14 protein-coding genes and 2 pseudogenes are annotated in these 19,371 nt (G+C 40.1%); 7 read left to right on the top strand and 9 right to left on the bottom strand.

The annotated features are described in order from the left end of the window. Positions 1-7: 7 nt before the first annotated feature. From map to ubiK, 3 genes are all read right to left on the bottom strand, one after another. Entirely contained in the window at positions 8-781 is a 774-nt protein-coding gene (map, locus tag ACU8V8_RS14695) for a type I methionyl aminopeptidase (RefSeq protein ID WP_446887986.1), read from the bottom strand. Continuing rightward, positions 774-980, bottom strand: coding sequence for a ParD-like family protein (locus ACU8V8_RS14690; RefSeq protein WP_087532680.1), 207 nt, complete (start codon positions 978-980; stop codon positions 774-776). Before ACU8V8_RS14690 ends, map begins: the two co-directional genes overlap by 8 nt. A 136-nt stretch (positions 981-1,116) precedes the next feature. Further along, positions 1,117-1,377 (bottom strand): ubiquinone biosynthesis accessory factor UbiK, encoded by a 261-nt coding sequence (gene ubiK, locus ACU8V8_RS14685; RefSeq protein WP_421961160.1) that lies wholly within the window; start codon positions 1,375-1,377, stop codon positions 1,117-1,119. A gap of 114 nt (positions 1,378-1,491) precedes the next feature. Between ubiK and rep the strand changes: the two are divergent. After that, positions 1,492-3,511, top strand: a pseudogene (rep, locus tag ACU8V8_RS14680) (DNA helicase Rep). 16 nt (positions 3,512-3,527) lie between these two features. On the opposite strand, the pseudogene ACU8V8_RS14675 reads toward rep, so the two are convergent. The 3 genes and pseudogenes from ACU8V8_RS14675 to elbB all read right to left on the bottom strand — a co-directional run bounded on the left by ACU8V8_RS14675 (position 3,528) and on the right by elbB (position 7,525). Then, positions 3,528-6,106, bottom strand: a pseudogene (locus ACU8V8_RS14675) (diguanylate cyclase domain-containing protein). A gap of 193 nt (positions 6,107-6,299) precedes the next feature. Then, a complete protein-coding gene (locus ACU8V8_RS14670) occupies positions 6,300-6,692 on the bottom strand; it encodes a c-type cytochrome (RefSeq protein ID WP_087532677.1) in 393 nt (130 codons plus the stop codon). A 182-nt stretch (positions 6,693-6,874) separates the two neighbouring features. After that, positions 6,875-7,525 carry an isoprenoid biosynthesis glyoxalase ElbB gene (gene elbB, locus ACU8V8_RS14665; RefSeq protein WP_446887985.1) on the bottom strand — a complete coding sequence of 217 codons (651 nt, stop codon included), beginning with the start codon at positions 7,523-7,525 and terminating at the stop codon, positions 6,875-6,877. A 553-nt stretch (positions 7,526-8,078) separates the two neighbouring features. On the opposite strand from elbB, the gene polA reads away from it, so the two are divergent. The 3 genes from polA to ACU8V8_RS14650 all read left to right on the top strand — a co-directional run bounded on the left by polA (position 8,079) and on the right by ACU8V8_RS14650 (position 12,321). After that, positions 8,079-10,814 carry a DNA polymerase I gene (gene polA / locus ACU8V8_RS14660; RefSeq protein ID WP_446887984.1) on the top strand — a complete coding sequence of 912 codons (2,736 nt, stop codon included), beginning with the start codon at positions 8,079-8,081 and terminating at the stop codon, positions 10,812-10,814. A 401-nt stretch (positions 10,815-11,215) separates the two neighbouring features. Next, positions 11,216-11,803: a YceI family protein gene (locus tag ACU8V8_RS14655; RefSeq protein WP_446887983.1), complete on the top strand. Its 588-nt coding sequence runs from the start codon at positions 11,216-11,218 to the stop codon at positions 11,801-11,803. After that, a complete protein-coding gene (locus ACU8V8_RS14650) occupies positions 11,803-12,321 on the top strand; it encodes a DUF1285 domain-containing protein (RefSeq protein WP_446887982.1) in 519 nt (172 codons plus the stop codon). The genes ACU8V8_RS14655 and ACU8V8_RS14650 overlap by 1 nt, the downstream gene beginning before the upstream one ends. Before the next feature lie 6 nt (positions 12,322-12,327). Here the strand turns inward: ACU8V8_RS14650 and yihA are convergent, their stop codons facing one another. Next, a complete protein-coding gene (gene yihA / locus ACU8V8_RS14645) occupies positions 12,328-12,984 on the bottom strand; it encodes a ribosome biogenesis GTP-binding protein YihA/YsxC (RefSeq protein WP_446887981.1) in 657 nt (218 codons plus the stop codon). Positions 12,985-13,266: 282 nt separating this feature from the next. Here yihA and ACU8V8_RS14640 point away from each other — a divergent pair, with 282 nt between their 5' ends. The 3 genes from ACU8V8_RS14640 (at position 13,267) to ACU8V8_RS14630 (ending at position 15,739) form a co-directional block, all read left to right on the top strand. Then, positions 13,267-13,899: a c-type cytochrome gene (locus tag ACU8V8_RS14640; protein ID WP_087532671.1), complete on the top strand. Its 633-nt coding sequence runs from the start codon at positions 13,267-13,269 to the stop codon at positions 13,897-13,899. 734 nt (positions 13,900-14,633) lie between these two features. Beyond that, positions 14,634-15,227, top strand: coding sequence for a Der GTPase-activating protein YihI (gene yihI, locus ACU8V8_RS14635; protein WP_446887980.1), 594 nt, complete (start codon positions 14,634-14,636; stop codon positions 15,225-15,227). Then, positions 15,224-15,739, top strand: a complete 516-nt coding sequence (locus tag ACU8V8_RS14630; protein ID WP_446889652.1) for a DUF2489 domain-containing protein — start codon at positions 15,224-15,226, stop codon at positions 15,737-15,739. Before yihI ends, ACU8V8_RS14630 begins: the two co-directional genes overlap by 4 nt. Before the next feature lie 34 nt (positions 15,740-15,773). Here ACU8V8_RS14630 and hemN read toward each other — a convergent pair whose 3' ends face one another. Both hemN and ACU8V8_RS14620 read right to left on the bottom strand, forming a co-directional pair. Continuing rightward, the gene (gene hemN, locus ACU8V8_RS14625; RefSeq protein ID WP_446887979.1) at positions 15,774-17,147 is read right to left on the bottom strand and encodes an oxygen-independent coproporphyrinogen III oxidase; all 1,374 of its coding nucleotides are present in this window, start codon (positions 17,145-17,147) and stop codon (positions 15,774-15,776) included. A gap of 109 nt (positions 17,148-17,256) precedes the next feature. Continuing rightward, positions 17,257-19,284: a methyl-accepting chemotaxis protein gene (locus ACU8V8_RS14620; RefSeq protein ID WP_446887978.1), complete on the bottom strand. Its 2,028-nt coding sequence runs from the start codon at positions 19,282-19,284 to the stop codon at positions 17,257-17,259. Positions 19,285-19,371 lie beyond the last annotated feature (87 nt).

Genomic DNA, 19,371 nt, shown 5'->3' with positions numbered 1-19,371 from the left:
TATGACTTTACGCGCTTTCTTCTGCGCGTAAAGTGAGCACTTCATAACCATCAGCAGTCACAGCAATAGTGTGCTCCCACTGTGCCGATAGTTTTTTGTCGCGCGTAACTACCGTCCATCCATCAGGCTTGGTTTTTATCTTTGCTGCACCTTGATTGATCATCGGCTCAATGGTGAACGTCATGCCTTCTTTGAGTTCTACCCCTGTATTGCGTTTACCATAATGAAGTACTTGTGGCTCTTCATGCATTTGTTCACCAATGCCATGTCCGCAGTACTCTTTAACTACGCTATAACCATTACTATGAGCAAAGTTTGCTATAGCGTTGCCAATATCGCCTAACCTCACTCCCGGTTTTACGAGCTTGATGCCTTGCCACATAGCTTGGTAGGTTTTATCAACCAAACGCTTAGCCAATGGTGAGACATCGCCAAGCATGTACATTTTACTTGAATCAGCAATATAACCATTTTTCTCCAGGGTGATATCAATATTAACAATGTCACCTGACTTTAAAACGCGTTTAGTATCGGGGAAGCCATGACAAACAACCTCGTTAACAGAGCTATTTAATACATACGGGTAATCGTATTGCCCCTTACTTGCAGGACGCGCAGTAAGCTCATCAATAATATAGCGCTCAACTAAATCATTAATTTGCATAGTGGTAATACCGACTTGCACATGCTCATCTAAATAGGCAAACACCTGCGCAAGTAAACGGCCAGATTCACGCATTAAAGCAATTTGTTCGGGGGTTTTGATGACGATATCACTCATGTTGGAACTCCTTCGTAGTGACATCAGCTTGCGCCAGCTGTTGTTTTAAAATTTCAGCGTAAGTCATGGTTGGGTTAAGCTCAGCAAGCATGCCTATTTTTATCCAGAATTCAGATTGTGAATTGATTGAACGCACCATAGTGCTGCTGGCTTTGCGAATTTCTTCGTGCAGTTCGTCGCTAATTTTTACAATGCCCATAAATCTGCTAATATGTAATGTATATATGTTTTGTATATATAGCGTATATTATTTTGCCTATATATCAAGTATAAGTTTTTTACAGGTATTAAAAAAGGCAGCGAATGCTGCCTTTAAAGTGAGCTTGATAAGTTAATTAAGCGTCATCTTTATTAGCTAATTGCTGCTCTAATAAGGCAACTTTCGCTTCAAGCTCGGTTAACTTTTCACGCGTACGGATAAGCACTTGGCTTTGTACATCAAACTCTTCACGGCTCACAAAGTCCATTTCAGCTAGTTTATTTTGAATAGCCTGCTTGGTTTTTACTTCAAAAGTATCCGCGAGGTTTTTTACACCTTGTGGCATATTGCTTGAGATTTGCTTGGCGATTTCTTCAATTTTTGCTGGGTTGATCATGTCTATCCCTCGGTGTCGCGTAAAATGATAATAACTAATCTTACCTTATTGGCTAGGCGTATTGTAGTGATTACGCTAAAATTGCCCGTCTTTAATGTAATCTCTTTGGTCGTTATGAAACTCAATCCTAAACAAGATGAAGCGGTAAAATATATTAGTGGTCCATGCCTAGTGCTGGCAGGGGCGGGCTCTGGTAAAACGCGAGTAATTACTAATAAAATCGCTTACTTGGTGCAAAAGTGTGAGTATCAAGCGCGTAATATCGCCGCGGTTACTTTTACCAATAAAGCAGCTAAAGAAATGCGCGAACCGGGTGATGCAAACGCTCGGCAAGCAAGAATCAAAAGGGTTATGGGTGTCTACCTTTCATACCTTGGGCCTTGAGATCATTAAAAAAGAGTTAAAAACGTTAGGATTTAAACCGGGTTTTTCATTATTTGACGATCAAGACACCAATCAATTACTTGGTGACTTAACCGAAGACGAACTGAAAAAAGACAAAGATTTACTTAACTTATTGAAGATGCAAATCGGCAGTTGGAAGAATGAACTTATCTTGCCAGAGCAAGCTATTCGCGAAGCTCGTGAACCGCAAAAAGCATTGTTTGCCCAGCTTTATGCGCGCTATCAAACACAGTTACGTGCTTATAATGCATTAGACTTTGACGATCTGATCATGATCCCAACATTGTTATTAAGCACTAATGCCACGTCTCGTGAGCGGTGGCAGCAGCGTTTTCGCTATTTGCTAGTGGATGAATACCAAGATACCAATACTAGCCAATATCAGCTGGTTAAGTTGTTAGTAGGCGAGCGTGCGCGCTTTACAGTGGTAGGTGATGACGACCAATCAATATATTCATGGCGCGGTGCCCGTCCTCAAAACCTTGTATTGTTAAGTAAAGACTTCCCAGGGCTTAGGCTTATTAAGCTTGAACAAAACTATCGTAGTGCAGGGCGAATTCTTAAAGCCGCGAATATTTTGATTGCTAATAACCCTCATGAGTTTGATAAAAAACTATTTAGTGAGCTGGGTTATGGTGAGCCAATAAAAGTAATTGGCTGTCGTGATGAAGAGCATGAATCTGAGCGAGTGGTAGCGGAAATTATTTCGCATAAGTTTATGAAGCGCACAAGCTATAAAGACTACGCTATTTTGTATCGAGGGAACCACCAAGCCCGTGGGTTTGAAAAATCATTAATGAGCAACCGCATTCCGTATAAAATTAGTGGTGGAATGTCGTTTTTCTCTCGTTCTGAAATTAAAGATATCATGGCGTATCTACGCTTGCTCGTGAACCAAGATGACGATAATGCATTTTTACGTATTGTGAATACGCCGCGTCGCGAAATTGGCACAGTCACGCTTGAAAAGCTGGGGACATTAGCGAATGAAAAACACGCGAGTTTATTTGCTACCTGTTTTGATAACGATCTTAGTTATCGATTGAAAGGGCGTGGCTTAAATTCGTTAGCAGGGTTTGCCCGCTGGGTGGTTGAGCTGTCTGATAACGCTGTACGGGGCGATACGCTCGAAGCGGTAAAAGACTTGATCAGACAAATTAACTACGAAGCTTATTTATACGAGTCATCACCAAGTGCCAAAGCTGCAGAAATGCGGATGAAAAATGTGTCAGAGTTATACCGTTGGATCACCGATATGTTAACGGGGGATGCAGATAATCCACCTATGACACTGGCCGAAGTGGTAAGCAAACTAACGTTGCGCGATATGCTTGAACGTAATGAAGAAGAAGATGAAAGCGATGCGGTACAATTGCTAACACTTCATGCTTCAAAAGGGTTGGAATATCCGTATGTGTTTATGGTGGGAATGGAAGAGGGGTTACTGCCTCACCAAGTCAGTATTGATGAAGAAAATGTCGATGAAGAGCGTCGCTTAGCGTATGTGGGGATAACCCGTGCACAACAAGAACTGACCATGACTTATGCGAAAATTCGCCGTCAATTTGGTGAAACATCGCAAACCGAATTAAGCCGTTTTGTGCAAGAGCTACCACAAGATGATTTAGCGTTTGAGAATAAAAAGGCGCCTAATACTCAAGCCGAGCGAATGGAAAAGGGTCAAGCACGCGTTGCAAACCTGCGTGCTATGTTGAAAAAGCCTAACTAAGCAGATTTCAGGTTAACTAATTTAGTTGTTGCTCGCTGCTATCAAGAGTTGGGTCTGCAGTAGGCAACATATTAATTGCATGTTGCCTACCAACAAACAAAGATAGACCATGAGTGTCTAGTAAGGCTCTAAAATTTAAAATTGAAGGGCCTTTTGCGATCACTTTAATGTGTTTAATTTTAGTGATCGCTAATACACCTTGTAATTGCAAATCGTAGCTTTGTTGTTGTAAAACGCGCTTACTAAATGTTGAGCTTAGCAGCAGGTAGTCAAAGTTAAGCTCAGTTAATAGGTTTAACTCGCAGCGGTCTTTAGCAAAGTCATTTAAGCCAATTGCATAGCCATGAGCACTCAATTGTTTCAGATTATTTAGCTGCACGGCTGAAGCATATCTAATTTCTTGTTCATTAAATAATAAGCAAAGCTGTTTTTTATTTATTTGCCCTTGTAAGGTTAAGCACAAAGCTTGAAATTCAATTTTTTCCAGCAATAATGCAGAACAAGGCAATAATACTACGCCTAAACCAGCCGCTTTCGCTTGTTTGCAAGCTTGATCTAGCAGCTGCAATTCCACATCGAGTTGCTGTGCTTTGTCTGCTGCAAATTTTTTCAAAATATCAAAACTGGTGCTGCCAAGTACTGGATGTTCACCAAATGCTTCTATTAACACTTCTGATTGGAATTGCTCATTCAGGGTAATGATTTCAGAGCTGCGAAAATGCATAGGTAATGCATCGAGATGATGGCTAGCCTCAAACTCCTGATTATTAGCAGTAACATTGAGTAACGGGTGGAAAAACTCAAAGCGACTGCGACCTGCATTTTTAGCGTAATACATGGCTGCATCTGCATCACGAATAATTTCATCGGTATGCTTGTAATGTGTTTTTGAATAGGTAATGCCCACACTGGCACCACTTTGCACACAAATACCTTTCATGCAAAATGGTTTTTTCATAAGCTTAGTTATACGCTTTGCAACGTCTTCGGCTTGCTGACGCTCTGTTAGGTGAGTTAATAAAATAACAAATTCATCACCTCCAAGACGCGCTAATAAATCGTGCTCACGGATACATTGCGAAAATGATTCAGCCACCCCTATTAAAAATTGATCGCCCGCTTGATGACCGAGTTGATCGTTAATGTCTTTAAATTTATCTAAATCTATAAATAAGACCGCAAACTCTTGCTCGGGGTAGCGCTGGTAGTGCTGTAACGTTTTTTTCAAGCTGGGTCAAAAATAAGCTGCGGTTTGGTAAACCGGTGAGCGAGTCGTGGTGGGCATCGTGATATAATTGCTGCTCAACTTTTTTCCGCTCTTCAATTTGCATCTGCAAATGCATATTGGTTTGGCGAATCTCTTTGGTTTTTTTCAGCGACGCGATGCTCAAGACTTTGGTTACTGCGTTTTATTGCTTGGCTTGCTAAATGTGTTTGTAATACGCTCGCAATTTGGTGAGAAACAAAGGTAATTAACTCACAATCATCGTGATTAAAAATATGCTTATTTTGATAAGCTTGGCAAACAATTAAGCCAATAACTCCTTGTGAGGTTTTTAGTGGCGCTCCTAACCAGCTGGTTGCTATTTGCTGCTCTGGTACTAATTCTGGGCGCTCAACAACACCACTTTTTATTAACTTTTCAGCGCGGATTGAATCAATTAATTGCGTTTTCTCAGTACTTAATACTAGCTCGCTATAACCTTTGGCAAAAGGGCGAGGCTGGGTATTGGGGTTAAATTCGTCGACACAATAAGGAAAGTTTAACCAGCCCGATTTCTTGTCATACAGAGCAATGTACAAGTTTTTAGCGTAAGTGATTGATTTTATTATCTCATGAACTTGCTGATAGACTTCTTCTATATGTTTGCTCTGGGTGGCAAGTTCAGATATTTTAAACAGAATATGCTGACGCTCTAACGTTTTTTTATGTTGTTCAACTTCAAGATTGAGTGCTTCATTACTTTGTGTCAGGGCGCGAGTTCGTATTTTTACCTCAGACTCTAATAGTTCACGTTTTTTAACCCGCTCAATTGCTGTTGCAAGGTATAAAGACATGACTTCAAGCAGCTCTATTTGTTGCTCTGAATAACTTTGTTTTTTATCGTAACTTTGTGCTACAAGAACGCCGATTATTTGTTTTTCTCGATAAACAGGTACACCTACCCAATGTTCCGCTGATGAGCCAAGTAATTTAAAATGCCCTTTGTCAGCAGCTTTCTGCATCTCATTACCTTGGTAATAAGTTGTCTTACCTTGCTTGAATACATAACCTGTTACACCTTGACTAAAGTTATGATCTTGGTTTAAAGGAATAGATATACCGTCTTTTTCATCGGCGAAATAGGATAGCTCTAAGGTGTTTGTGAATTGATTTAATAATACAACGTAAAAACTTTTACTTGGTACATAGTCTTGCAAAATATTGTGGATTGCAGGGTAAAGTAGGTTTAGTTCGGCAACTGTACTTGCTTGCTCTGATAGCTGTATCAGGGCATTTTGTAGGTGATGTGATTGCTTGTACTTTTTAACTAAAGCGGATAAACGGGCATTCTTATGCTCTAGTTTTTGTAATAAAGCTGCTTTATCTTCCACTGACGTTAAACCGACTGTTTTTATTGTATAATTATTACACTCATATTTTCATTTTTTAGGTTAATCGTCAAGTAGATAATAGTATTAGAAGAAGATAATAATAATTCACTATAAAATATTAAAATTTATAGTTCATCTAACAAAAAAGGCTGGTAAATACCAACCTTTTTAATTTTAACTAAATAATTAAGTATTACTTTTTAGACATGAAATCAATAGCAGCTTGTAATTCATCATCAGAACAATCCATACAAGTGCCTTTAGGTGGCATTGCATTAAAGCCGTTAATTGCATGATTTAATAGAGTCTCAGCACCCTTAGCTAAACGAGGCGCCCAATCCTCAGCTGATTTTGGCGCGCCTAGTGCACCTGTGCCATGGCATGCAAAACATGCAGCTTGATAGACTTGTTCACCAGAACGAGGACCTGTTGGCACTTCAGCAACTGCTGCTTTATCGCCTTCAAAGTAAACGGCACCGATTGGTGCGATACGTTTTTTGATCGCATCTTCAGTCATAGAGTTATCATATGGCTGTGCGTATGCGGTGGTTGCTAGCAATAATAATGCTGCTGATAGTTTTTTCATTTTGCCTTGCTCACTTCGATTTGAACGTGATCAATCACGATAGATGACGGAATTTAGAACGATTATAACGCTTAGCCACAATTTATAAAACGCTGTGAGCTGTTTTTATTTTGAAAAAACGACATTTTTTGCGTTAGCGCAAAAAATGTCGTTATAAAATTCACTCATTAACCGCTAATTGATTAACACATTTTAATGACCGCTTTGACTAGCTTTTCAATTCCTGCATCGGCATCTAGAATAGATTGCGCTAGCATGTATGCAGGCGTAGTAACGACTTTATGCTGTTCGTCAATAACAATATCTTCCACCGTGCAGTTAATATGTTCAGCACCTAAGGCATTAATTACCGATGCCGTGTCAGTATCATTACCAATGGTGGCTTTTACACCTGGTTGATAGATCAATGGGATCATTGCTGGTGCAATGCATATATAACCTGCGGGTTTAGCCATGTCAGCAAACTGTTTGCAAGCCTGCATTACCTCAGTATTCATTTGTGCCTCAGCGCCCTTAATTGCAAAATTACACAAGTTTTTTGCTGCACCAAAGCCGCCAGGAACGATCAGTGCATCAAAGTTATCTGCATTGAGCTCGGTTACTGGTTTTATATCGCCACGGGCGATGCGAGAGGCTTCAACTAATACATTACGATTTGGTGTCATTTGTTCACCATTTAGATGATTAATAGTATGTAGTTGCTCTGTATCTGGGGCAAAACATTGGTAGCTCGCATCGGCTTTGGCTATATGGAGTAATGTAAGTACTGCTTCGTTTATTTCTGCACCATCATAAACACCACAACCAGCTAAAATTACAGCAATTTTTTTCATAATGAAGATCTCCTTGAAGTTGATATGATTAGTCTAGCATGCAGCAGGGTTAAATAGAGATAAGCGAATTATAAAAATAAATTTATTCTGGAAACGTCAATGTAGCAAAGTGAAATCGCGGTATATGCTTTTTTTAAAGTCACTAAAGAGGAAAAAATTATAAAGGATCACTATGATCTTTGATCCATTATGGTAGAATGCTCGTCCGGTTATTTAGAAGGGTAAAAAATAACCGTTTGCTAGGTTACACGAAAAGGCCATATATTAGACAAGTACAAGGGAAGTAAATAAAACAAAATTGCTTTTCCACATTGGCCTAAAAAAAATAAAAAAGAACGCCGTATTATCTTTTTATATAAATCAACTGGTTATAATTTTTCTAAGTGCTTTTTGCTACTTTGGAAGAATTGACTGTGTTTGTTATCTACAAAGTTATCCACAGCTTGCTATTATTTAAAGCCTTAAACATAACCTAATTCAAGTCGTTTTATGCGTGTCCTTGTGGCATGCTTATAATTATTTCGTTTTATCTCATTTAGGATCCAATTACATCATGGCTCAGATCCCCGAAAATCCACTTATCTTAGTTGATGGCTCTTCATACTTATTTCGTGCGTACCATTCGCCACCACATTTAACTAACTCTAAGGGCGAGGCGACAGGTGCCATTTATGGTGTGGTAAACATGCTGAAGAGCTTGATCAAACAATATGATCCATCTCATATGGTAGTGGTATTTGATGCCAAGGGTAAAACATTCAGAAATGATATGTATAGCGAATATAAAGCTAATCGTCCCCCTATGCCGGATGATCTGCGTACGCAAATAGCGCCATTACACAGTATTATTAAAGCGATGGGATTCCCGCTGATCAGTATTGAAGGTGTTGAAGCTGATGATGTAATTGGGACTTTCGCACGTATCGCTACAGAGCAAAAGCGTCATGTATTAGTATCGACAGGTGATAAAGACATGGCTCAGCTAGTAAACGAGCATGTTACTTTGATCAATACCATGACCGATAGCATTTCAGATCCGGTCACTGTGGTTGAAAAGTTTGGTGTTGGCCCAGAGCTTATTATCGACTACTTAGCCTTAATGGGTGATAAAGTAGACAATATCCCAGGCGTAGACGGTTGTGGTCCAAAAACTGCGGTTAAGTGGCTGCAAAAATACGGATCATTACAAGGTGTGCTAGATCACGCCAGTGAAATCAAAGGTAAGATTGGTGAAAAGCTAGCGGCCGCAATTGATCATTTACCATTGAGTTATGAATTGGCAACTATAAAATGTGATGTTGAAGTTGAGTCGGATCTTGATACATTTAAATTACAAGAGCCAAATAAAGATGAGTTAATTGCATTATATGGTGAATGTGAATTCCGGCGTTGGTTAGCTGAATTATTAGATAGCTCTAAAGATGCTGATACGCATTTGGCAGTACCTAGTGAAGCCAATGAGTTACCTAAAGTTGACGACGCACACTATGAAACAATTTTAACTGAGCAGCAACTCGACACGCTAGTTGAGCAATTAAACGCAGCCCAATTATTTGCCTTTGATACAGAAACAACCAGCCTAGATTACATGCAAGCGCAATTGGTTGGCATGAGCTTTGCTGTAAAGGCGGGTGAAGCCGTATATTTACCTGTGGCTCATGATTATCCGGGTGCCCCTGAGCAATTAAGCTTAGATACGGTAATGGCTAAGATTGGTCCTATTTTGGCTGATGAAAAGAAAGCCAAAGTCGGACAAAATCTTAAATATGATAAAAGCATATTAGCTAATGCGGGTTTTGAGCTAAAGGGTATTAAGTTTGACACTATGCTTGAGTCGTATGTCTTTAATAGTGTGGGGACTCGCCATGATATGGATTCATTGGCACTTAAATATTTAGGCCATAAGAATATTAGCTTTGAAGAGATTGCCGGTAAAGGCAAAAAGCAATTGACCTTTAACCAAATTGAACTTGATAAAGCTGCGCCATATGCAGCGGAAGATGCCGATATTACACTGCGTTTACACCAAGTGTTATGGCCAAAAATTGAAGCTGATGAAAAGTTAAAATCAGTATTTGAAGAAATAGAACTACCGCTGATCAGTGTTATATCTGATATTGAACGCACCGGTGTTGCGATTGACAGTAAAATGCTGGCTGCGCACAGCCAACGTTTAGGTGAGCGTCTACTTGAACTGGAAAAACAAGCTTTTGAGATTGCCGGTGAACCATTCAATTTAAGCTCGCCCAAGCAGTTGCAAGTATTGTTATTTGAAAAACTTGAGCTACCAATTATTAAAAAAACGCCAAAAGGCGCACCGTCAACTGCAGAAGAAGTGCTGCAAGAGCTTGCTCATGATTACCCGCTACCAAAAGTAATTATTGAACATCGCGGACTATCAAAACTTAAATCTACTTACACCGATAAGCTACCATTAATGGTTAATGAGCAAACTAATCGTGTGCATACTTCATATCACCAAGCGGTCACTGCAACAGGACGCTTAAGTTCAACCGATCCCAACTTACAGAATATCCCGATTCGTTCAGAAGAAGGGCGTCGCATTCGTGAAGCCTTTGTCGCAGCCGATGGTTATAAAATTGTCGCTGCCGATTACAGCCAAATTGAGCTACGTATTATGGCGCACTTATCGCAAGATAAAGGCTTGCTAAATGCCTTTGCTAATGGTCTAGATGTACACAGCGCTACTGCCGCCGAAGTATTTGGAGTCGAGTTAGAAGACGTAACCACCGATATGCGCCGTAAGGCTAAAGCCGTTAACTTTGGCTTGATTTATGGTATGTCGGCATTTGGTTTAGCGCGTCAACTTGATGTGCCACGTCATGAGGCACAACACTATATTGATAAGTACTTTGAGCGTTTCCCTGGTGTTTTAGACTACATGGAATCAACTCGCGAAAAAGCTGCAGAAAACGGTTTCGTTGAAACTATTTTTGGGCGACGTTTACATTTACCTGAGATCAACGCACGAAATGGTGCTCGCCGTAAAGGTGCTGAACGTGCGGCTATCAATGCGCCTATGCAAGGTACTGCAGCAGACATTATCAAAAAAGCTATGCTTACAGTGCATAAATGGGTCGCTGAGCAAGCGCCTGATACCGTTAAATTACTGATGCAAGTACACGATGAATTAGTCTTTGAGATCAAAGCTGATTGTGCCAAGCAATATACAACAGAAATTTGCCAGTTAATGTCACAGGCTGCTCAATTAGATGTACCGCTGATTGTTGAAGCCGACACCGGTGATAATTGGGAGCAAGCACACTAACAAGCTAAAGCTTAGGTTATTACATCAAGTTATAATAAGAGCGCCTATGGCGCTTTTATTGTAACTAAAAGGTAAATTTATCGAGTAAAATGTGTTCAAGCGTTATTTGTTCATTAAATCGAACCAAAATAGAGGATTTTTAATTTATTTTTAGGGCTGATTTTGGTAAAGTCCGCGCCGTCCTCATCCTGTAGGACATCCTGTTGATGATGCACTCGAAAGGGTGCAACTTATTGATAGCTTCTCCCCAGTTTGCTATACCGGCCCTGCATTTATTTGTTGGGCCGTTTTTTCTTCTGTTACCTTAAAAAACAACCTAGCTTGAGCCTACTTCTATTTATTGCACTTCACAGTTGAGGTGATACCATTGAATCTCATTTTCATTTTGAAAGGATCGCGTCGTGATTAAATCAATCGCTGTTTTAGGTTTTTCGTTAGCAAGTTTATTAGCAAGCAATGTAGCGTTTGCTGATTGGCAGTTAAATAATGATCAAAGCAAGGTGAGCTTTGTGTCGATTAAAAATAACAGTGTTGCTGAAGTGCATCATTTTAAGGCGCTGTCAGGGAGTCTAACTGAGCAGGGTATGTTTAAAGTCGATATTGACTTGTCATCTGTTGAAACAATGATCCCTATCCGCAATGAACGAATGACTAAGTTACTATTTGAAACGGTTAAGTTTCCAGCGGCTACGTTAACTGCAGATTTAAGCAAACACTTAACGACTATTATTCCAGGCCAGCATATTTTAAAAGGTATAAAGGCACAGCTATCTTTTCATGGTGAAACAAAAGAGATAACAACAGATGTACTTGCTAATATGTCGCCAGAAGGTGACGTAACCGTGTCATCTGTATCGCCTATTATTATTAATGCAGCTGATTTTGCCGTGACAGGTGGTATTGCGCAATTACAAAAACTAGCTGGATTATCAGCTATCGCTACGGCTGTGCCTGTTAGTTATTCACTGACATTGAGCAAAGATAAGTAATGTTATCGGTTGCTGAGCTAGCGGCTAGTTTGTCACAGCCAAGTAAACCGTTCGAACAGTGGCAACCTACCGAGTGCGGTACGTTGCCAATTGTTATTGATAGCAACGGCAATTGGCATTATCAAGGTAGTGAAATATCTCGTATTGCTATGGTTAAGTTGTTTGCTTCTGTGTTGTGTAATGAGCAAGGACGTTTTTATTTAAAAACACCAGCTGAGAAAATAGCGATCACCGTTGCGGACGCACCATTTATTATAGTTAGTTGGCGTTATGAGAAAACAGCACAAGGCGATGTACTTTGTTGTATTGATAATATTGATCGGGTGTGGTTAGTGACGAAAAAGCAGTTTTTGTATATGCAAGACTATCAAGGAACAGCAATACCTTACTTACAATTACCTCATGGTTGTAGCGCCAGAGTTGCGCGAAATGTGTTTTATCAGTGGGCTGAACAAATAGCTCAAGCTGATGAGCAAGGCTATTTTGTTCAGTCTGCAACGCAGCGGTTTTATTTATAACAGCTATTAAGCGTCTGATTCAGGCGTTTTCTCTGTAGGCGGTACTGCAACGATTGGCCCTAAGTACCACTCATCAAGTTTTTTTGCCAGCTCTGGTAAACCCGTCCCTTTAAGTGATGAAAACGCATGAACGGTAATATCACCTTCCAAATTGCTTAACTCACGACGAACTTGAAGTACTTGTGCTTTGCGTGCACCTTGCTTGAGCTTATCGGCCTTAGTTAATAGTGCTAAAACAGGGATTTCACTGCCAATTGCCCAATTAATTAAGTCTAAATCTAAATCTTTTAATGGATGGCGAATATCCATTAACACTACAATGCCTTTTAAGCTTTGACGTTTTTGTAGATATTCACCGAGCGACTTTTGCCATTTCTTCTTCATTTCGATAGGCACTTTAGCGAAGCCGTAACCTGGTAAATCTATTAAACGCATATTATCAACGTTTGCTAATTCAAAGGTATTGATAAGCTGTGTTCGCCCAGGCGTTTTACTTGTACGGGCAAGTTTTTGATCAGTAAGTGCATTTAGCGCACTTGATTTACCAGCATTAGAACGACCAGCAAATGCAACTTCAATTCCCGTATCATCAGGTAATTTAGTGATATCTGGAGCGCTGGTAACGAACGACGCAGTGTTGTATTTGATACGAGATTTAAGCACGGGCTTTCCTAAGTACAATAATAATGAATAAAGAGTAAACCATGTTTACTCAGGGCGCGTATTTTATACTATTACCAACACATTAAAAAGCGTATTTAAGGTAACTAAAGCACCTTAAATTAACTAAAACCATATGAACAAAGCTTAATCTAGGTCAAAACCCTATAATTTATAAGTTTAATATGAGTAGAAAACGTGCCAGAGAATTTATTATCGTGTAGAATATATAAATCGCAACATCCATATTGTAGATGATACAGGGTCGGAAACAGAGAATTCACCATGAAAAAAATAGCACTATCTTTAACTATATTGCTTGGTGCGTTGTCAGCAAGCAACGCAACAGCATTTGATGGCGATGTAAACGCAGGTAAAGAAAAATCAGCAACGTGTGCGGCTTGTCACGGCCCAGACGGTAATGCGCCGGTTAATATCTACCCAAAGATTGCAGGTCAACATGCAGATTATATTTATAAACAGCTTACAGAATTTAAACTAGGTATGACTTCTGGGGGCAAAGAAGGTCGTATGGATCCAGTGATGAGTGGCATGGCTATGCCGCTTAACGATCAGGATATGAAAGACTTAGCTGCTTATTTTGCATCTCTTAATATGTCTGAGGGTGCGACACCTAAAGATGTTGCAGAAGTCGGTGCGATGTTATTTAAAGCCGGTGATGCAGAGCGTGGTATTCCATCATGTGCATCGTGTCATGGCCCTCGTGGTAATGGTTCGTCTTTAGCTAAGTTCCCGAAGATTTCTTTCCAACATCCAGGGTATATCAAATCGCAACTAGAAAAGTTCCGCGATGGTGGCCGTAATAATGACTTAAACGGCATGATGCAAGATGTAGCGAAGAAATTAACAGACAAAGATATTGAAGTACTATCTAAATATCTAGGTGGTTTACACTAAAGTCGTATAGATTAGCTGATTAGCTAATCCTAAACTGTTAAATGGTATAAAAAGCAGCGTACGCTGCTTTTTTTGTGTCTGCAATTTACCGTTTTTACCCTTTCCTTTGTAAGACATTGACTATGGTGAAGTGTAAGTTAAATCTTATTTTTATTTTGATTAAATAGCTAAGTTATTGTTATTTGATATTTTTCAATTGTTTCAACTTATGTTTTTTAAGAAAAATAATATAAATTAGTTGTAACAAAATTATTAATGCGTAAATTAACCCCTGTCGCAAAAACAATAAAACAAAATGGATACAGCTATATGGATCGTAGTTAGCGGCGTATTGGGATTGGCATCAGTTGATGCTGCAAAGGAAATACTAAAAAAGTGTCATTGAAGACCGAAAATAATAAAAACTCATGGAAGTTTGATAATAATAAAAAAATGGAATGGTACACGGAAGATAAAAACAATAACAAAATGGAACAGCAATAATAATAAAAATAATAAAGACTAAAAAGTCGAAGGGAGAAGTGTCCAGATTTATGGCGCTCAGATTAGTAGGCGGTAGAGATGTTTTCTCTACCGCCTTTTTATTTGTCCTGTTACAATAGCGAGCGAAATAGTGCGCTAGTAGTCGAGTAACCCAACCTCATTTCCGCACAAACCGAATTCTTCTGGCAAGGCCAGCACTGCAACGCCATAATGTGTGTTGTTCAAAACCTCTTAAGTGAGATGATCAAGATATGAGTAGAAAGAAAAAATCACGTAAAATACCGTCTAACGGCCCTGTTCGTTTAAGTAAAGATAAGCTTCAGGAAATGCGTGCTTTAAAAGAGCAACGTGTTAAAAAGCACAAAGGTGCAAAACCAGGCTCTCGTAATGCTGTAGATGCACTGCAGCCGGAAACTAAAAATAACAACTCGCAAAATAAAGATAAGCGTGTTGGTAGTAAGAAGCCTGTGTCTTTAGTTGCTAAAGCACCTGAGCCAGTGGTTGAATTAAAACGTAACCTAAAACCTCAGGTTGAGCTGAAAAAAGTGACTGAGCCTGAGCTCACACCAGAGCAAGAACTTGAAGCGTTAGAGAACGATGAGCGTTTATTAAAGTTAGTTGAGCGTCATGAGCAAGGTGAAATGTTAACTGGTAAAGATGCTAAGTACTTTAATACCCGCATAGATCGTCACCAAGTGCTGTGTGAGATCTTAGGTATTGAAGATGAGCCAGAAGATGACTTTGATGACGAAGAATATGAAAAGCAAGGTAGCAGCGACTTTGATCAATACTTGTCGAATGATTTAGCCAACGAGTGGCTAGATGACGACGAGGATAATAAATAATGACGATGATGATCTTAGCTCTGTGTGTGGGCGCTGTGATCATCGCTGGTCTTGCATTCTATGCAGGGCAGCTGCTGTACAAGCTCAGAGCGCAAAATAAACTAATCGCTAAGGAGCAAGCTAAGCAACAACAGAAGCTTGCTAAGTCGCGCTTAGAGCGTAATGTTAAGCTTGCTGATAGCATTCATTTAATTGCTCGCGCCATGGAGCAAGAGCAATGTGAGTTTTCTGAGGGAAGCTTACGAATATGGGTGCTGATGTCGCAATATAGTTTTGCTGATGAAAGTGACTTAACACTCCGTTATCCGGGTATTTTTGCTATGTACGAAGTGGTAAAAGAAATGCCAACCCACGAAGCCCGTAAAAAATACTCGAAGAAAGAGATTTTTAAGCAAGATACAGCTCGTTGGCGTGCGGAAGAAGAGCATGCAGAGCAAATAAAAGCAGACTGCAAAAAAATTATTGCAGAATTTCAAGCTGCTCCCGGCAGTGAAAATGTAGTATTCAATTAGAAAAAGCAGGCCTAGCCTGCTTTTTTATTGCCTGTTATATTACCCGAGAAAATCGTGTTGCGTTTATTTGCTTTTGTAGGTGGGCGTCAAAGCACATGCAGATTATACGAATAAATAAATTCCCTCGTGCTGTCACACGAATAATGTCATTTTCTATTTTCACTAAGCCGTCAGCCTGCAGTGGTGCTAACGCAGTTAACGAATCAGCAAAGTAGCGCTGAAAATCTAACTGGAACTTAGTGGCTACGTGTTGCATATCAAGCTCAAAGTGACAAATTAATTGCTTGATTACATCAGCACGAATCACATCATCTAGGTTTAATTTCATGCCTTTACAAATAGCACTACCCACATTGTTGTCGATTGCATGGTAGTAGTGTTTTAACTCTTTTTGGTTTTGCAAAATAGATGTGCCAATTTGTGAGATTGACGATACACCTAAGCCTAATAAGTCGCAGTTACCGTGGGTGGTATAACCTTGAAAGTTACGGTGTAACTGTTGCTCATTTTGTGCCACAGCCAGTTCATTATTGGCTTTTGCAAAGTGATCCATACCGATAAACTGATAACCCGCTTCAGTCATTTGCTCAAGGGTGTTTTTGAACATGGTGAGTTTGTCGTGGGCGCTAGGTAGGTCAGCATCTTTGATCTTACGTTGTGCGGCAAAGCGCTCAGGTAAGTGTGCATAATTAAATACAGAGACACGATCTGGGCTTAGAGCAATAAGCTGCTCTATGGTTTCTTTAAAACTCTGTGGTGTTTGCAAAGGCAAACCATAAATCATATCTGCATTGATTGAGTTGAAGCCAAGTTCGTGAGCTTCACTGATCAAGCTTTTTACTGCATCTGCGCACTGAGGACGATTAACAGCAAGTTGTACCTCGTCGTTAAAATCTTGAATACCGAATGACACCCGGTTAAAGCCTAAAAAGCGTAAATGATTAAGCATACCATCAGCAAGCGATCGTGGATCAATTTCAATGCCGCGCTCTGCATCTGGACTAAATTGAAAATGCAGTTCAAGTATGCCAATCAGGCGTGCCATTTGAGCTGCAGTTAAAAAAGTGGGTGTACCACCCCCTAAATGCAGTTGCTCAACTTGATAATGATTAAACAGATGTGACTGTGCAATGATCTCTTTTTCTAAGTAATCCAGATAAAGATCGGCCTTTGACTGATGGCGAGTAATGACTTTGTTACAGCCGCAGTAATAGCAAAGTTGACTACAAAACGGAATGTGAATATATAAAGAGAGGCTGTTAGTTGATGATGATTTTACTGCATCAATAAGGTCATTCTGTTGGTAGCCTTCATTAAAGGATAAAGCTGTCGGGTAAGAGGTATACCGCGGCCCCGATACATTGTATTTGTTTATTAAGCTTTGATCCCACTCGGGTAAATTAATCATCACGCGCACCTTTATATAAAGTTTGCGTCATTATAAAAAGTTGCAACAAAGCGTTATTGATCTACAACAAAAAAGAGTGCACAAGGCACTCTTTTTATTTTTATAAGCGTTAAAGCTTAAATTGATTGACTGTACTATTTAGTGAGCTGGCAAGCTCATTTAAATCCCGTGCTTCATCGGCAAGCTCTAAAGCATGGTCAGCGGTACTGTTCACTAAATGGTTAATAGCCGATAAACTACTATTTATATCTTCAGCGACCACAGTTTGCTGCTCAGTAGACGTTGCTATTTGATGGCTCTGATCTTGTACTTTTGTCACTGATTCAGCAATATTCTTCAGTGCGTCGAGTACCTCTTGAGTTTGCGTAACTGAGCCTTGCGCACGCTCTTGTCCCTGTTGCATCATCGTTGACGCTTGTTGGGCAATTTGTTGTAAACGTGAGATCATATTACGGATATCATCGGTAGATTCTTGGGTACGACTAGCAAGTGAGCGTACTTCATCGGCTACCACGGCAAAGCCACGACCTTGTTCACCGGCTCGTGCTGCTTCTATTGCGGCATTAAGTGCAAGTAGGTTTGTTTGATCTGCAATTGAATTGATTACATCAACAACAGCACCAATATTGCCACTTTCTTGCTCTAAGCCTGCAACCACCTTAGACGCCTCACCAATATGCTCGGCCAGTGCTGTCATCACACTTTGTGCGTTTTGCGAGCGAGTAGCACCATCGGCAGTTATGTTTTGTACTTCTTCTGCGGCGCTGTTGGTGTGCTGTGCATTACGTGAAATCTCCATTACTGTAGTGGCCATTTCAGTAACCGCAGCGCTCACACTATCAACTTGCTGCTTCTCTTGCTGGATTTCGTCATTGGTTTTCTGCGATACCGACTTTAACTGCGCAGCTGCATTGGTCAGTTGCTCAGCTTGTGCTGCTGTGTCTAACATCATGGCGCGAAGTTTATCAATAAAGGTATTCATGTGATGAGCTAATTGACCCACTTCATCTTTACTATCAATAGTGATCTTTTGTGTTAGGTCACCATCGCCAGAGGCTATATCGCGCATAATGTGAGTCAGTGTGGTGATTGGCTGGGCTATCATATGAGTTGCCCACATGATCATTGCAATAATGATCAAGAGAATAATAACAACAGAAGTCGTGGTCGTGGTGACCGCTTGATTCACTGGCTCATCAATCATTGAACGAGGTACTAATATACCTACATACCAGTTTAGGTAGGGCTCTTCTAACTGCAAGCGATCATAAACCACAAAATACTCTTGTCCTTGCAGAATTACGCTAGCATCACCATGTGTGTTGCTCTTCATTTCACGATTTAATTGGCTAAAACCACTGGTATCGCTAAACTGCTTTTCTAATTGCTCGAGTCCTTCTTTACCATTTGGGCCTTCGTCAGTAACCGATAATTTGTGATTGGTGCGGTTAGATAGGTGCACGACCTTTTGATCGCCGTCGAGTAAAAAACCGTAACCTTGTCCGTTAAAGCGAATGTCTTCAACCATTTTATTGATTTTGTTGAGCTGTAAATCAACACCACCAAAGCCGATAAGCTCACGTTGTTGGTTATATACTGGTTGCTGTACTACCGCTGAGGCATTGCCTGTGGTCAAATCCACTGAAATAGGGCCAACATAAAGACGGTTGAGTTTTAGAGCGTCCTGCCACCAGCCACGTTTATAGGCATAATAAGGTTGGCCATTATAGTGAGTGGTTCGTTCATGCTCTTTAAAGTATTCGCCGGTTCTTGCTGATGCAAAAAATGCAGATAGAACATTTTCGTCATTGCTGCTGATGCGGATAAAGTCTTGATCAACTTCGTCATAACCAGGTGCACCTTCGAGCGGTTGATCACGTTGATCCCAGGCATCAAACCAATTAACTAAATGCGGATTAGTGACAAAGGTACTAACTAACTTACCGTATTTAGCAAAATAGCCTTGCATTGAAAGTTGTTCGCTTTGTAAATAGCTATGAGCTTCGCGCTCAACCCCTTGGCGTGATAGCGAGGCGATGTGATTCACAAAATAGGTTGAAGCAATAATTAGTAAAACACTAATTGTTCCTCCAATTAATAGTAATATTTTTTTTCGCAATGATAGATTTTTAAGCATGAGTGCACACATTCTTATTATTTAGTAGAGTAGGCATCTATATATAATCATATCTTAGTCTTAATCGCCATATTATGGGGTAAGGCA

This window comes from Pseudoalteromonas sp. SaAl2 (assembly GCF_052947895.1).
The sequence above is the reverse complement of the archived record's forward strand: the minus strand, read 5'-3'. Positions and strand labels throughout refer to the sequence as shown.